13 protein-coding genes, 1 tRNA gene and 2 pseudogenes are annotated in these 14838 nt (G+C 41.3%); 6 read left to right on the top strand and 10 right to left on the bottom strand.

Annotated features, from left to right (window positions below; all coding sequences use genetic code 11):
- Positions 1-32: 32 nt before the first annotated feature.
- The 3 genes from ACPYIV_RS14730 to ACPYIV_RS14720 all read right to left on the bottom strand — a co-directional run bounded on the left by ACPYIV_RS14730 (position 33) and on the right by ACPYIV_RS14720 (position 2617).
- Positions 33-836, bottom strand: a complete 804-nt coding sequence (locus ACPYIV_RS14730) for a class I SAM-dependent methyltransferase (protein WP_425883728.1) — start codon at positions 834-836, stop codon at positions 33-35.
- Between the two features lie 376 nt (positions 837-1212).
- Positions 1213-1698 (bottom strand): DinB family protein, encoded by a 486-nt coding sequence (locus tag ACPYIV_RS14725; RefSeq protein WP_425886527.1) that lies wholly within the window; start codon positions 1696-1698, stop codon positions 1213-1215.
- 85 nt (positions 1699-1783) lie between these two features.
- Entirely contained in the window at positions 1784-2617 is an 834-nt protein-coding gene (locus ACPYIV_RS14720; RefSeq protein ID WP_425883726.1) for an AraC family transcriptional regulator, read from the bottom strand.
- Positions 2618-2946: 329 nt separating this feature from the next.
- Here ACPYIV_RS14720 and ACPYIV_RS14715 point away from each other — a divergent pair, with 329 nt between their 5' ends.
- The 5 genes from ACPYIV_RS14715 (at position 2947) to ACPYIV_RS14695 (ending at position 5941) form a co-directional block, all read left to right on the top strand.
- Positions 2947-3261 carry a helix-turn-helix domain-containing protein gene (locus tag ACPYIV_RS14715; protein ID WP_036610024.1) on the top strand — a complete coding sequence of 105 codons (315 nt, stop codon included), beginning with the start codon at positions 2947-2949 and terminating at the stop codon, positions 3259-3261.
- Positions 3248-3541: a DUF3876 domain-containing protein gene (locus ACPYIV_RS14710; protein WP_425883723.1), complete on the top strand. Its 294-nt coding sequence runs from the start codon at positions 3248-3250 to the stop codon at positions 3539-3541. Before ACPYIV_RS14715 ends, ACPYIV_RS14710 begins: the two co-directional genes overlap by 14 nt.
- Positions 3542-3594: 53 nt before the next feature.
- The gene (locus tag ACPYIV_RS14705) at positions 3595-3888 is read left to right on the top strand and encodes a helix-turn-helix domain-containing protein (RefSeq protein WP_425883721.1); all 294 of its coding nucleotides are present in this window, start codon (positions 3595-3597) and stop codon (positions 3886-3888) included.
- 92 nt (positions 3889-3980) lie between these two features.
- Positions 3981-4508 (top strand): GNAT family N-acetyltransferase, encoded by a 528-nt coding sequence (locus tag ACPYIV_RS14700; protein WP_425883719.1) that lies wholly within the window; start codon positions 3981-3983, stop codon positions 4506-4508.
- Positions 4509-4828: 320 nt separating this feature from the next.
- Positions 4829-5941 (top strand): putative phage abortive infection protein, encoded by a 1113-nt coding sequence (locus tag ACPYIV_RS14695; protein ID WP_425883717.1) that lies wholly within the window; start codon positions 4829-4831, stop codon positions 5939-5941.
- Positions 5942-5996: 55 nt separating this feature from the next.
- Here the strand turns inward: ACPYIV_RS14695 and ACPYIV_RS14690 are convergent.
- From ACPYIV_RS14690 to ACPYIV_RS14670, 5 genes and pseudogenes are all read right to left on the bottom strand, one after another.
- A pseudogene (locus ACPYIV_RS14690) lies at positions 5997-6236 on the bottom strand (tyrosine-type recombinase/integrase); the annotation flags it as partial.
- Between the two features lie 106 nt (positions 6237-6342).
- Positions 6343-8163 carry a reverse transcriptase domain-containing protein gene (locus ACPYIV_RS14685; RefSeq protein WP_425886488.1) on the bottom strand — a complete coding sequence of 607 codons (1821 nt, stop codon included), beginning with the start codon at positions 8161-8163 and terminating at the stop codon, positions 6343-6345.
- A gap of 565 nt (positions 8164-8728) precedes the next feature.
- Positions 8729-9715: pseudogene (locus ACPYIV_RS14680) on the bottom strand (phage integrase SAM-like domain-containing protein); the annotation flags it as partial.
- A gap of 242 nt (positions 9716-9957) precedes the next feature.
- Positions 9958-10030: transfer RNA gene (locus ACPYIV_RS14675), tRNA-Lys, on the bottom strand.
- Between the two features lie 78 nt (positions 10031-10108).
- Positions 10109-11257, bottom strand: a complete 1149-nt coding sequence (locus tag ACPYIV_RS14670; protein WP_425883715.1) for an AI-2E family transporter — start codon at positions 11255-11257, stop codon at positions 10109-10111.
- Positions 11258-11390: 133 nt separating this feature from the next.
- On the opposite strand from ACPYIV_RS14670, the gene dacB reads away from it, so the two are divergent.
- Entirely contained in the window at positions 11391-12848 is a 1458-nt protein-coding gene (gene dacB, locus ACPYIV_RS14665) for a D-alanyl-D-alanine carboxypeptidase/D-alanyl-D-alanine endopeptidase (RefSeq protein WP_425883713.1), read from the top strand.
- 75 nt (positions 12849-12923) lie between these two features.
- On the opposite strand, the gene ACPYIV_RS14660 is transcribed toward dacB, so the two are convergent.
- Entirely contained in the window at positions 12924-13640 is a 717-nt protein-coding gene (locus ACPYIV_RS14660) for a LytR/AlgR family response regulator transcription factor (RefSeq protein ID WP_425883711.1), read from the bottom strand.
- Positions 13641-13682: 42 nt separating this feature from the next.
- Entirely contained in the window at positions 13683-14750 is a 1068-nt protein-coding gene (locus tag ACPYIV_RS14655) for a sensor histidine kinase (protein ID WP_425883709.1), read from the bottom strand.
- Between the last annotated feature and the right edge of the window lie 88 nt (positions 14751-14838).

Here is a 14838-nt window from a genome sequence, read left to right as displayed (position 1 = left end):
TTAAATGGCTAGGTTACATATAATCATACATTTCACTTTTCTGCAACTATGAAAATTTCACTGCTTGATGTGAAATTGTTCTTACCGAGTAAATCTCTATAAATTGTTATTTTGCGAAATCCAACCTTTTCTAATAGGTCTGTTATTTCTTTCTCTGAATAATATCTTTCCCAAATAATAAAATGTTTGATTGTTCCTTCGAGTACCAAGTTATGTTGATATGCAAATACTTTGTTCTTAGGATAATGGAATGTTTGGCTCAAAAGCAGATATTCATTTTCATCCCAGAAACCACCGTAAGGTGCATATTCCCAATTTTTATTTTCCCGTCTGTCACTAATTATCCTTTCCGAGAAAACATCAAAAATAAAAGTTCCGCCATTAGTAAGAGAGTAATATATATTATCCAGTAATCGATCACGGTCACTATCGGAATGAGTTCCCATATCACAATAGATCATTGTTATAGTATCGTACTTGCCATTGGGGTAATCATTAATGTAGTCATTCAGAATGTATTTTATTCCATTCCGTTTTCTTTTAGCATACTCTATTGAAGACTTATTAAAGTCAATACCTGTTACAATATAATTTGCATCTGCAAAAAGTGATGTATATAATCCCGGTCCACATCCCAAATCAAGTAAATGACTTTTAGGTTTTGAATGTTTAAGAACAAAATTCACTATCTTTAAAATAGATTCTTGTCTTCGACTAGCTTCGTCAGACTGAAAGTCGAGATGTTTTTTTAATATTTGCTGCTGAATATAAGGATCAGTCCAAATATTATGATTGGACTTTTCAAATAGAACTGGTTTTTTGTTGATGATTCTCATTTGTATTTTGAATATTTGTTATTATAAAAATCCCATAATAGGATAAGAAATACAACTATCCGTTACAAACATAGAAATTTACGCACCTTTTTCGGGCTAAAAATAATATTGCTAAAATGTTAGGAAATGATACGCAAACAAGTAACAGAAAGGTTTTCTGCTACAACTAAAAGTTTGTATGGATAGAATATCCGCGTATCTACATATAGAGTGTATTGGTTCAGTGTGCTAAAATAGCGATTTCTATTTAAATAGCGATATATTTTAATGTTTTTCTGAAAACAAATTTGATGGGCAACTCTTTTTCACGAGTTCGATAAAATATTCTATGAATTATACTCCAATATGTTATACTTATCGCAAATAACTGCATAGTTTATTGAATAGTGCTTTCAGCTAGTTCATGAATTTCTTTCATATGCAGGTGTAAATGATCTAAATAACCCTCTATCATTTCTTTTAGTGTAACCTTAGTTCCTTCAAAATCACACCAGTAATTATCTAATTTCGTTACATCTACGGATGTAATAACGTGAATGATATGTAAATTATAAAACTTCCATAATTGGATTAAGTTAGCCCAATCTGCATTTTGATAATCTTGCAGAGCTATCCACAGGTCATTATCCTGACGATAATCAGGGAAAAAAAGCAGGTCTTTGCTGTATTGCAGGCGCACCATTCGTTGGTGATTGTTAGATGCCGAATCAATCAAATGACCGAGTATCTGCTTGATGGTACGATTCTGCCTGTTTCTTCTTTGTGTTATCACTTCTTCAGACAAGTCGTTTAACAACCTCTCTTCCGTTTCAATAACCTTTGCAATTCCATCGGTTATATAGCTAAAATTAGTTCTTTGCATCATGTTTCAGTTTTAAATTCTTCTGCAAAAATAAGGCTTTTGCCTATCGTTCACTTGTAAAAAACTGACTTTATACAAATCGAAGCTATGCAAAACGATTGGATGTGATAACATTAAGCCTACAGTCTTCGGAGAAGAATGTAGAATAAGGAGAATGGGAAGATAAATATTGAGTTGGCGAACAACCTGAAAACTCCTTAAAGTCCTTTACCAAGTGCGAGGGATCATAAAAGCCACAGGAATAAGTCAGATCTGCAATCTCTATTTCCGGATTATTCTGTAATAGATACAGAACTCGCTGAAAACGGACTACTCTGTAATATTCTTTAGGGCTCATCCCTACATGGTTGGTAAATATTCTTTTAAACTGCCTATATCCTAAACAAGCACTTTCAGCAAGAGTATTCACCTCTATTTGCGGTTGATTGATTATTTGGCTGATAGAATTCTGTACCCTTTTGTGATTGTAATCTATATCAATCAGCCGCTTCATGAGAAAAAGTTCGATAAACTCAATACAAGTCTGAACGTTTCTTTCATTGGAAATGGCATTTTTAAGATGGTTTAATTCTATATCCTCTAAATCTTCAATGTCTATGTAACGGTTATATAAGTCACTCATAGGGCATTGTATAAAAGGGGTTAAGCCCAAGGGATGAAATATAATAGCAATCATATCAATATTACCCTTAGAAGCTAAACTCCCATAAACAGAAAATTGCCCTCGAATAAAATTCTTTGGCTGTAAGCCCTTTGATTGGATATTCAAATTATCACCTCGATGAAAAACAAGATGTACACAGCCAGATGGAATAGTTTGAATCCTTACCGGTTCTATTTCATCGGTCTTTAGCACCCAATAATATTTAATATATTGGGAAAGCGATAGTGACGGATATAGAATTTCACTTTCTCTCATTTCACACCTATGTGTCTGCTGAACATATTGCGGTAAATATAATGCTTAATCTCCGCATTACAATAATGAAGCAAATAAAAACAGGCTATAGACTATGATGTAAGTTCATAACTAGTTTTCTGCGTCCTTTTATCTGTTTTATTAAGTGATTCTGATAGTGAGTTTGCTATTTTAACTACCCCAGATTCTTATATATATATTTAGGTAGTTAGACATTAGTAGCTTTATCCTACCACTTCCAGACAGTTTGGAAAACGGCTCTTGATTCTTCTTTCATTTGCTGGTGAAATAGAATCAACACGTTTTATAAACCATTAAAAATTGAATGTATGGAAGTAGTAACCATCGAAAAAAGAACATTCTCGTATGTCTGCGAACGGTTCACAGAGTTTGCCAAACGGATAGAAAGTTTATGCAGCACTCATACCCAAAAAGTAGAAAACTGGCTGGATAGTCAGGAAGTATGCCTGTTGTTAGGCTTTAGTAAACGAACGCTGCAATATTACCGAAGTAGTGGGCGACTGGCTTATTCCCAAATTGGGAGCAAGATTTATTATAAGTCTTCCGATATTGAAAGAATTATTGCGGACAGTGAAACACAAAATCAATCACCCAAACAAATCATGCCTTATGAAAAGAACTAAAGAAGATTATCCGTCTTTCAACCTGTTCTCCATTGTTGGCACATGGGAAAGCATTAATCTGAATCCTACGGTTATCATCTATCGGAACGACAAAGATTATCTTCTCTCTATTATCTATGTATCGGAAACCACTAAACAGGCTTCACCCGCTACTTATGAGATACAGCAAGATGGTAGCCAGTATTTTATTACCACTGCATCCAAACGGCTCTATATAGATTATGATCCGGGAAAAGATGTACTTAGCATTTCATCGCTGGGTGACTATCTGCGCAACTGACCGGCTATCTAGCAATCTTGAAATCAATATTTCAATAAATCAATCTTTCAATCATGGAACTAATAAATAAAGATACCCCACAAGTCAAAGAATTTATTTCTTCGCTCGATTCAATGCTAAATGGTATTGAATCAATCGTCAAGCACTATAAGCCCCACCTGAATGGGGAATGCTTTCTTTCCAACCATGAAGTTTCCCAAAAACTGAATGTTAGTCTGCGAACCCTGCAAGAGTGGAGAGATACAGGGCTAATCCCCTTTATCCAGATAAAAGGTAAAATCATCTATCGCCAAAGTGATATTGATAAGCTGCTCCAAAAGCACTACTTTGAAAGCTGGAAAGAATAACTATCTGAAAGAGTATGATTTCCACTATCTTAAAAGGAAACCTCTTTTATTATAGTGGAAATTATACCTTTGCATCCCAAACAGTTGAAATTATGAAGTTTGTAATAGAATCCGGTACGACTGCCGACATTGACGAATTAGAAAAGTTATATGATGATCTGAATGATTATCTATCAGCAACCACCAATTATCCTGGATGGATAAAAGGCATTTATCCTATTCGTGAAGATGCGGTTGTTGGCATAGAAAATAATACTCTTTTTGTTGTCAGGTATGACGGAAAGATAGCTGGCTCTATTATCTTAGACCATCATCCCGATGAAGCCTATAATAGTGTAAGGTGGAAAATAGATGCTGATTACAACCATATTTTTGTGATACGCACTTTTGTGGTGCATCCCTCATTCTTGAAAATGGGTATTGGTCGTGCTTTGATGGACTATTCGTTTGAATTGGCTCAACAATCAGGCATAAAATCTATTCGTTTAGATGTGTATGAAAATAATCTTCCAGCAATCTCCCTCTATGAGAAATGCGGTTTTGAATACATTGATACCGTAGATTTAGGCTTTGGCAACTATGGGCTGGATTGGTTCAAACTGTATGAAAAACTTGTTTAAACTAGATTCAAGTGAAAGACGCCTTCCTCATGCCAGCCCCGAAAATATTGTTTTTCGGAATTTAATTTGAATCATTGACTTTTCCAGTGAAGTATTTAGTCTGTGCAAGTCTTTAGATAAAAATACGCTCGAAATGCAATGAGAGGAAGATTTTTATCTAAACCGAAGGCTTGGACTTGAACAGGCTAAATGCAGAACTTACCTTTGTCAATGCTTCATATTAGATTTAGAGATAAATTATATTTTGAATCAATATTGTTTGAAATCATTGAATGTTCTTTGTGGAAAAGGATTATATTTGTACATCAAACAATTGAATTATGAAAAGGTATATATGGTTTCTAATAATTATAGGCATTCTGTTTGCTTTATCTGCTCCCCTTTTATTTACTCAAAAGTGGAGTAATATTGATTTTATGCAAACTGGTCAAATTGGTGATACTATTGGAGGAACTACAGCTCCAATAATAGGACTCCTTAGCGTTTTATTACTTTTTTACACACTATGGGAACAAATAGAGTTTAATAAAAAACAGAAAGAAATATCAATAGATGAACAGTTTAAGTCTACATTTTTTAATTTGCTGCAAACTCAAAGAGATATACTTGAAAGAGTGTCTGGTAAATTTACGAAATTAGGACTCTTTGTGTATGAAGAATATCCTCAGCATAATAATGATATTAAGATTATGAAAGGGAACAAAGAATGGGCTACAGTAAAGAATAAGCCTATTGATGTTGAAAGTAGAGGGCTGGAATTTTTTAAACTAGCAAAAGAACAATTGCAGCTTATTTTCTACTCGTTGGATTCTAAAGAATATTATAAAGATTATAATATCGAAGAAGCATATGAAGCTGAAATGGATTTGGAGGTGAAAATAATAAGAGGATGTAATATTCCTAGCGAAATAGAAAAAGAACAAGATATACTCATTAGAAATGCAAGAAAACCTTTTAGAATATCTTATATAAATGATAAATACAAAATCTCGCAAAAACTACATAGTGAGTATCAAAGCATGTCTATCGAGAAAAAAATAGCTTTAGGTTATGCTTTTTTCTTTAATAATTATGAGAATATTGGATATTATTTCAGACACTTATATCGGATTTTAAAATTTATCAAAATGAGTGAAGATGAAAAACTTGGAATTTGGAAAGGTAAAGCATCAGAAGCAGAAAAGGAGAACATTCATAATCAATTTAAGCAGTATGCCCAGTTTATTCAAGCACAAATGTCAATAGACGAATTATTATTGCTGTTTTATAATAGCTTTTTATTTGATAAAGCTAAAGAACTGATAATATATTATGATCTATTAGAAAACTTGACTATTCAAAATCTAATTAAAAACGATCATAACTGTATTGATGATTTGAAACTTAAAGATAAAAAAAATCTCTTTTTAAATTTGTTGAAAAATACTCAATGATATATACTAGTGTAATAAAGAGGACATTACAACACTAGTATATACTTCATAATTTCTATATAGTTAGTTCTGACAGACAACTATTAACCTTCTGCATATCCTTTAAAATATTCTGATCCAGTACCCGTGCATAGTGTTTTGTTACGCTGGTATCGGCATGACCTAACATCTTAGCTACGTTCTCCATGCTTACACCATTTGCTAGGCAAATGCTTGTGGCATAGCTGTGGCGGGCTGTATGTGTGCTCAAATTTTTCTGAATTCCGCACACATCAGCAATTTCTTTCAGTAGGCTAGGCCCGCAGCGCTTTTCCACCTTTCGGTGGTAAGTTTCCGCTAACCTGCCCCCGAACCGTACGTACATGTCTCCATGTATACGGCTCTCCATTGTCAACATCACTTTACTTATCATAGCTTTTATGGATTAATGCATCGCAATCATGACAGACTGCGAGAGTTTTACGATGGCGTTTAATCATCACAACATTCCACTTGGTGTCAGCTTTAAGCTGATTGATGTTGCGTATGTGATGCATCACAAGGTCTCCTATTGCACCGCATAATTCACACTTTCTCTCTTTGAGCCTTTCCACAAGTGTGGGGGCAGGAAGATACATGGTGTTCGGTATGTTGTCGTAATGGTTATCCTCATAGATGTCGGTGAAGCGTTTGCATCTGAATCCGCCGTTATACCATACTCTTTGTTTCGCATTGCCTTTGCTATCCTTATAAGGGATAATCACATCCGTTCCGTCTTTGTACTTTTCAAGTATTTGTCCGACGGTTCTTTTGTGCTTGCGACCGAGAGTTTTGAGCATACTATACTTCATGAAGTAATTGAACTTCCACCCCCAATAGCCGATATTGTCCGCAATGGAATAGTAGTTGTAGAATCCCCGCAATTCAAGATTGTATTGCGCCAGGATATCTGCGTCTTGTCTATTTACCATATACTTACGAGACGAAGGCTTAAGTGTCTCTTTTCTGTTTACTTGTGTGATAAGCACAGCATCATAGTATTGAAGACGCTTAAGTACAGTTTCGTAAGAGACTTTCAACACAATTGTTCCCAGCCACGGGCGTCGTTGTAGTCCACTCCGTGTGCGTGTGTGGTCCATAGAACGGCGTGCATTGATTTCGTACCCAAGGAATTTTGCAGGTTCCTGTGCGTTCGTAATCAAGGTCTTTTCCTGCGACATCTCCAATTTGAGTTTATCACTCATGAACGTCGTAATATCAGCCTTGATTTTCTCGCATTCCTCTTTGCTGCCAATCACTCCTATAAGAAAGTCATCGGCATACCTCACATACTTCAATCTTCTGAACGCATCGTCTATGTCCCTTGTTGCTGGAATATCCAGCATCTTCTTGCGCATTTCGGCAATTTTTGATTTCAGTTCAACCTTGCGGTTTTCATCCGTTTCTGCTTCTAGTTTCCATCGTAATACATTCCTTTGATTCCGGTTACGCTGATACTCTTGGGTTAGTCTACGTCCTCTGCCTCTATTGAAGTTATCGGCATACTCCTTTATATACTTGTCGAACTTGTCAAGGTAGATGTTAGCCAAAATAGGGCTAATGATACCACCTTGTGGTGTTCCAGAGTAGGTGTTGTTGTATGTCCATTTCTCCATATAGCCTGCATTTAAGAATTTGCGGATTAATCGCAGGAACCGTTCATCGGAGATGCGCTCTCTGAGGATATCAATCATAATGTTATGATCAATATTGTCAAAGAAGCCTTTGATGTCACCTTCGATAAACCATCGTGTTCCTTTGAATGTCACCTTTATGTCTCTTAATGCCGTGTGGCAACTTCTATTGGGGCGGAATCCATGCGAGGTATCTTCAAAGTGTCCCTCGTAAATGGCTTCCAGAATCATATGCACTACCTCTTGCACAAGTTTATCCTCAAAAGATGGAATGCCCAGCGGGCGATTCTTCCCATTCTTTTTAGGAATATACACTCGACGTGTCGGGTGGGGCTTATAAGATTCATCCCTCAGACTTGCCACTATTTTCTGTATACGGTCAATGCTCATTCGGTCGATGGTTCTACCATCGCTGCCGGGCGTCATATTACCTTGATTGGCATATTTACGCTGATAGGCAATGAAGAACATCTGCTCATTAAACAGAATCCGGTAGAGTCTTTCGTATCGGTAATCCGAATCTTTGCTATGTTCGCATAAAGCGTTTAATACTTGCTGTGGATCTCTCATACGTCTCACACGTTTTCCTTAGTTTGTATTAAGTTGACAACTGCTTCCCTTCGCCATGTGCAAGGCGTTACCTTGCTCGGACTACTACGGAAGCTCCGTTTCCATATCGGGTATTCAGTATCTTTATACATAGCCCTTGTTTCCATAGGCATCCCGATTTAGGAAATCCCCGTTTAGTTTCGTAATGACTATTAGCGCGACAGACTGTCGGATGCGACTTTCGTTCTTTTCTCCGCTTATTGCGGTTGTGCCGTAGCTATGTTCTATGCTCTCAAAGGCTACCTGACAAATGAGAGAGCCACGGTGTGACAATACAACTGCCTTTCGTCACAAGTCCAACATGCCTCACTGAACTATCGTTCAACCAGTATAGGTTTCATCCTCGTGTCTGTCTTTCTCCCCAGCGATGCACTCGCTCTTGGCAATTAGGGCGGCCATGCTGCAACCGACATGCGATACTCCCCATTGGGTTTCCCCGCCGGATAAGTCGGTTGGGAGTAGACTTAGAATCTAGTCTAGTCTCTTGCTAAAGAGACATTCATTACGCAACCTTTACGGGCGCACAATAGCTATTCATGCGTTGATTACACAATACAGGCAGGAGTTTTCCGGTACATTCTGCCACATCCTTATACTTTTCAAGAATAGAAGCTGCCACAGGTAGCACAGGAATATTACACATGATTTTTGTCTTTTGGCGGTTCTTCCTTATCCAAAGCTCCCCTTTGTTATCTCGTACTAAATGTTCAGGAGATAAATTTTTCACATCGCTGAAAGCCAAACCTGTAAAAATGCAAAAGACAAAAATATCCCGTACTTGCTCTACTCGCTTAATAGTAAACTCTTTGACGAGAATGATTTTGATTTCATCCATCGTCAGGAATTCAGGATCGGTTTCTTCCAATTTAAAGCGATAGTAAGCGAATGGATCTTTCTTAATCCAGTCGTTTTCTAAGGCGATGCGGATAATCTTCTTCAAATTCTTTAATCGGGTGATAGCGGAGTTCTGCGCACAACCCTTTTCAATCTTCAAGAAAGCATCAAACTTAGAAATGAAATTCGCTTCTAAGTTATTCAAGGCAATATCTGATAATTGGTATTCCTTCTTAATGAATTCTTCCAAATATCGGGTAGTGGTTTCATACCGTTGGACGGTCTTACTAACGAAATCTTTGCCTATCAACTTACGGCTTTGTTCGTTATGCTCCCTGAATACCTGCAATAAGGTTTTGTTATCATCATCCACACCATAAAACAACTTTCTCACCAGATCGACATTGATAACCTTGTCGGAAGTTTCCAGTTCCCTATAAATTTGGTGTATGCGTGAACGTGTGATTTCTAAGTAGTGGTTCAGTTCCACCGACATGCGGTCTTTACCTTTTGAATTTTCTTTTGCCTGATTCCATAGGTTTACGGGGCAGCTTCTTTTGATAGAAATATCTACCATACAGCCGTTTACGGTGATTCTCATGCACACGGGTGCTTCTCCATTCTTTAATAATTTGCCTTTCTTGATGAAGAACAAAACAGAAAATGATTTTCTAGCCATTTTTACATCGTTTTTAGAGTTACAAAACTATGTATTCTCTTCCAAAGTAGTGCTACGCAAAATACTATGAATCAGCGATAAAGGTGCAAATTCGTGGGACTTTTTTCTGTTTAATTTTAGTCCCACGATTTATCCACCGATAATATGCTTGAAACGGCTATTTTCTGCCACCTGCTAGAAAAAAGAAATCCCCGATAATGCTTGATTATCAGGGATTTGCTTGATTTTTCTTTTGTTTTCAGTGATCCGCCTGGGGTTCGAACCCAGGACCCCATCCTTAAAAGGGATGTGCTCTACCTGCTGAGCTAGCGAATCATCCGGTGCGTTACTTCTGTAATGCGGGTGCAAAGGTAAGGCTTTTTTTTATATATGCAATAGTTGATGCGACTTTTTTTACTCTTGGGAGGCTATTTTTTTCTTTTGAGACTTTGATAACTCGTGCTTCTCTACGAGAGATTGATCTTCTTCCATGAGTATAAAACGTTTATAATAAGAGAGAAAGAGGGTCGTTAAGGGAAGAGCGATGATTAAACCGATAAAGCCTAATAAAGTGCCCCATATTGATAAAGAAAGAAGGATGATGGCAGGATTCAGGCCCATAGCTTTCCCCATAATACGGGGGGTGAGATATAGGTCTTGTATACATTGTACGACGCCAAGGACAAGAATACCCAATCCGAAGACTATCCAGAAGTTTTCTCCCGTCTCTGCAGATTTAAGGAGACTCAGCAGAATCATCGGAATAATGCCGATCGCTTGCATATAAGGAATGAGATTGAGGACACCGATGAATAGCCCCAGGATAACAGCCAGCGGGAAACCGACAATTTTAAACCCGATGGCTAACAGGACACCGACGCAAAGAGCAATCAGCGACTGCCCGCGGAAATACCGGTTCATGCTGTATTCCACATCATCTGCCAGCCCTTGAACAAAGGGGCGGTAACGTTCGGGGATCAGGTGGATCCAACCGTTTGCAATCCGTTCGTAGTCCAGCAGGATGAAGATAAAATAGAGAAAGATCACAAACACGATCGTGATGCTGAAGAGGATAGAGAAGGTATTGGTCAGTACGACCCACAATTTAGGCGCGATCTGTTTAACCGCCTTCTCTATATTTTCTTTGCTCAAGAGTTGTGCCAGTTGGTCCGGGTCGATATTCTTTTCCAGGTATTCCGCCCACGATTGGGGGATCATCGGGATATGTCCGTAGCCCCTGTTATGCTCCTGCATCAGCTCCAAAGTCTTGTTTACCTCCTGGGTAACGGAGGGGACGATGACGACACCGGCCAGTGATAACACCAGGAGAGTCGAAACAAGAACTGCCAGGATCGCTAACAGGCGGCTTTTCAACTTCATCTTATACTGAAAAAACTTGACGAAGGGTTGCATCATATAAGCCAGCAGCCAGGCAATCAGGAAAGGCAACAAAGCATTGCGCAGGACAGCGATCAGATAGATGATGCCGCTGATAACAGCCAAGCCGAACAGAATACGTGCCACCCTGTCGAATGTGAATGGTTTATCAAATAATGGGTTCATATTAAATTCTTATCTTTGTGGGCAAAGATAATGCAAACCGAGAGCAGAATAACATGAACAAGTTCATTTTTTATGCCGAGGTGCCGTTATCTTCGCCTTTGTGGCAAAGATAGAATAAAGTCGAATAGAAAGGATGATACGAAACAAAATATTACCGCTTTGTCTGCTGATTTGCATCCATTGGGTCGCCGATGCGCAGACTCCCGTCCCCGTTAAACGGTTATTGCAGTCCCCTTATATGCGGGGAGCTTCTTTTTCCCTGATAGTGAGAGATGTGCAGGAGGGCAAAACGGTCTACAGTTACGATACGGACCGGTTGCAGTCACCCGCTTCGGTATTGAAAACGGTTGCCACGGCGACAGCCCTCGAGATATTGGGAGAAGATTACCGTTATCCGACCACGCTGGAATATGACGGGACATTGAAAGACGGGACGTTGCAGGGGAACCTCTATATTAAAGGTAGCGGCGATCCCTCCTTAGGCTCTTCGCATTTTGCGCCGGAGCAGAACAAGTTCCTGGTCACCTGGATAGCTGCCTTGCAGAAGGCCGGCATCAGGCATATAACAGGTTCTGTCATATCCGACGAAAGCATCTTCGACACCGAAGGGGCGTCCATCAAATGGCTCCGCGAAGATATGGGGAACTACTATGCTCCCGGAAGTTACGGTCTTTCCGTCTTCGACAACATGTATAAGTTATCGTTGCAAACGGGGGCTGCCGGGACACGGCCGGCCCTGAAGGGGACGGAGCCGGATATCCCCTTTATCCGGTTTAAGAACTACCTGAAAGCTGCCCCGGTCTCTTCGGACAGCGCCTATATTATCGGCGCTCCGCTCGATGACGTGCGGTATCTGTACGGAGTCCTGCCGGCAAACCGCGAGGCGTATGTGCTGAAAGGGGATATTCCCGATCCCGCCTTGTATTTGGCACGCTTTCTGACGACTCTGCTTCAGCAGAAAGGAATCCGGGTGGATGGCGCTCCTTCCTGCTACCGTATCGAGGCGGAAGAGAACCGGTGGAAGAAAGGGGAAAGGCAGGAGATTGTCACGACCTATTCGCCCACCCTCAGGGAGATCGCAAGCGTGTGCAACCATGTCAGCCATAACCTCTATGCGGACGCCCTGCTCAAAACGGTCGGGCTGCAATACAAACCGCGTAGGAACGAGGTGGTCTCTTCGTTCGGCCGCGGTGTGCGGGTGGTGAAAGAATATTGGGAGAAGAAAGGGCTGAATGTATTCCCGCTCCGGATGAACGACGGTAGCGGGTTGGCTCCGGCGGATAAGGTGTCGGCCGGCTTTATGGGAGAGCTGCTTGTCTATATGGCAACGGAGTCTGCCGTTTCGGATGCCTTCATCGCCTCTCTGCCGCAGGCCGGGGTGGAAGGGTCTGTGCGCAATTTCCTGAAAGCTTCGAAGTTGCAAGGGAAAGCCCGCCTGAAAAGCGGAGGCATTACGGGCGTCAGAAGCTATGCCGGCTATATTACGAAAGACGGAAAGACGTATGCGGTAGCCGTTTTCTCCAATAACTACTCCTGCCCGATGAGTCAAATGACAAGGCTTTTAGAACAGTTGTTGCTGCAACTGTTCTAAAGCAGTTGAAAGGTGAAAGGTGAAAGTTTGGCTTCGCGTTTGTATTCATAACTTTCACCTTTCAACTCTCACCTCTCACGTCAATAGCGACCGCTGAGTGAGGAACTCGATAAATTTCTGTTTGTAATTGTCGGAGATCGGGATGTATTCTTTTCCGAACACGATCCGGTTGCGTTCGATCACCTTGATCTTTTCAGGTTGTACGATGAAGGAACGGTGCACGCGGATAAAGCGGCTCGCCGGCAGCATCTCCTCCAGCGACTTCATGCTCATCAGCGAAAGGATGGGGTGCGGTTCGTCCTCGATAAATATCTTGACATAATCTTTCAGCCCTTCGATGTAGAGAATCTTGCGCAGTTCGACCTGCACTAACTTATATTCGGTCTTGATGAAGATCGATTCGATCTCCGTCGTCGTCGTCGTCGCTTGCATGTGTTCATGCCATTGCAACGCCTTGTTGGCCGCCTTTAGGAAATCCGGGTAAGCGATCGGTTTCAGGAGATAGTCGAGCGCGTTCACCTTGTAGCTGTCGAGCGCATACTGTTCGAAAGCCGTCGTAAAGATGATACGGGTATCCGCCTCTAATATTCGCGAAAATTCCATGCCGCTCAACTCCGGCATCTGTATATCGAGGAAGAGCAGGTCCACCGGTTGGGCGCTCAACACGGGCAATGCCTCGAGGGCGCTGTTGAACTTCGCCGTGAGGCGGAGGAACGAGGTCTTGCCCACATAACTTTCCAGCAGGCTGATGGCCAGTGGTTCATCATCAATGATCGCACACGTTAACGTCATAACAGGTTGTATTAATGTATCAGACAAAAATACAACAAATCCTTATGTCTGCAACTCTAACAGGCAAACATATTCATCCCCTTCCTGCCCGTACGTGAAAATATGATGTGCGGGGTAGAGCAATTTCAACCGCCGGCTGAGGTTCTGCAGCCCGATGCCGGAGCCGCTCTTGTCCTGTCCGATGTCTTTCGGAAAATGGCTGTTGCGGATGGAGCAGACGATCCGCATCCCCTCCTGGTGGATCTTCAGGTCGATGAAAGAGGGTTTGTTATGGCTCACCCCATGCTTGAAAGCATTCTCGATGAGGGAGATGAAGAGCAGGGGCGCCACCTGGGTATCGGGCGTAGCAGCCGATATGTCGGTCGTCAGCTTCACATGTTCCGGCAGGCGGATGCGCATCAGCTCCACATAGTTGCGGATGAAGTCGAGCTCCTTTTCCAACGGGACCATCGGCTGGCTGCTGTCATAAAGCACGTAGCGCAGCAGACGGCTCAGGTCGTGCACGGCCTCCTGTGCCCTCTCCGGGCTGAAAGCGATCAGGCTGTAGATGTTATTCAGCGTGTTGAAGAGGAAATGCGGGTTCAACTGGCTCTTCAGGTTCTGCAATTCCGCTTCGGCGCGGCTTTTTTCCAACTCCCGGCGCGACGATTCCATCTCGTACCAGCTTCCGGTCATCTTGATGGCGACGCTCAGCCCTGCCACCAGCATATACAGCATGGCGTTCACCATAAAGAAGCCGACGGTCTCCTGCCATTCCTTTTCCGGCTTCGGATGCTTCCATTCGGGATGCGGGAGCAGTTCGAACATCAGGTGGACGGCTTCCATCGCAACGGCGATCAACACGACATTGCAAAGGATGTATTTCCAGGGATGCTTCGAGAACAGGAAATGATCGATCAGGGCGAAATAGTTGACATAGAATACAAACATGAACGACAGCGGGACGATCACGGAGCGAACGTAGCTCAGAACTGTCACCGTCTGCGACTCGCGTCCGGTGAAGAAGAACGGCAGCCCGAAGAGGATCGCCCAGGCTGCGATATGGATCAGTTTCCCCATGCCTTTGAAGGGGGCGGCCGGTAATGTGTGCATTGTCTCTGTTGTTTCCATTTCTGCAAAGATACTGTTTATTCTATAGTAAGAGAAGCGATGGATATAAATGAAGCATTGTATCTCCATCGGATGCCGGTAAGCAATG

This window comes from Parabacteroides vesiculifaciens (genome assembly GCF_049860805.1).
In the GTDB taxonomy this organism is placed as follows: Bacteria; Bacteroidota; Bacteroidia; order Bacteroidales; family Tannerellaceae; genus Parabacteroides.
Note: the sequence above shows the minus strand (reverse complement) of the source record. Positions and strands in the feature narration are given on the sequence as shown.

Excerpts from the sequence above, each read along its gene's own strand:
- dacB (WP_425883713.1), top strand. The coding sequence starts at position 11,391 with ATGATACGAAACAAAATATTACCGCTTTGTCTGCTGATTTGCATCCAT.
- ACPYIV_RS14715 (WP_036610024.1), top strand. The coding sequence starts at position 2,947 with ATGGAAGTAGTAACCATCGAAAAAAGAACATTCTCGTATGTCTGCGAA.
- ACPYIV_RS14730 (WP_425883728.1), bottom strand. The coding sequence starts at position 836 with ATGAGAATCATCAACAAAAAACCAGTTCTATTTGAAAAGTCCAATCAT.
- ACPYIV_RS14725 (WP_425886527.1), bottom strand. The coding sequence starts at position 1,698 with ATGCAAAGAACTAATTTTAGCTATATAACCGATGGAATTGCAAAGGTT.
- ACPYIV_RS14700 (WP_425883719.1), top strand. The coding sequence starts at position 3,981 with ATGAAGTTTGTAATAGAATCCGGTACGACTGCCGACATTGACGAATTA.
- ACPYIV_RS14705 (WP_425883721.1), top strand. The coding sequence starts at position 3,595 with ATGGAACTAATAAATAAAGATACCCCACAAGTCAAAGAATTTATTTCT.
- ACPYIV_RS14710 (WP_425883723.1), top strand. The coding sequence starts at position 3,248 with ATGAAAAGAACTAAAGAAGATTATCCGTCTTTCAACCTGTTCTCCATT.
- ACPYIV_RS14655 (WP_425883709.1), bottom strand. The coding sequence starts at position 14,750 with ATGGAAACAACAGAGACAATGCACACATTACCGGCCGCCCCCTTCAAA.
- ACPYIV_RS14660 (WP_425883711.1), bottom strand. The coding sequence starts at position 13,640 with ATGACGTTAACGTGTGCGATCATTGATGATGAACCACTGGCCATCAGC.
- ACPYIV_RS14720 (WP_425883726.1), bottom strand. The coding sequence starts at position 2,617 with ATGAGAGAAAGTGAAATTCTATATCCGTCACTATCGCTTTCCCAATAT.
- ACPYIV_RS14685 (WP_425886488.1), bottom strand. The coding sequence starts at position 8,163 with ATGAGAGATCCACAGCAAGTATTAAACGCTTTATGCGAACATAGCAAA.
- ACPYIV_RS14670 (WP_425883715.1), bottom strand. The coding sequence starts at position 11,257 with ATGAACCCATTATTTGATAAACCATTCACATTCGACAGGGTGGCACGT.
- ACPYIV_RS14695 (WP_425883717.1), top strand. The coding sequence starts at position 4,829 with ATGAAAAGGTATATATGGTTTCTAATAATTATAGGCATTCTGTTTGCT.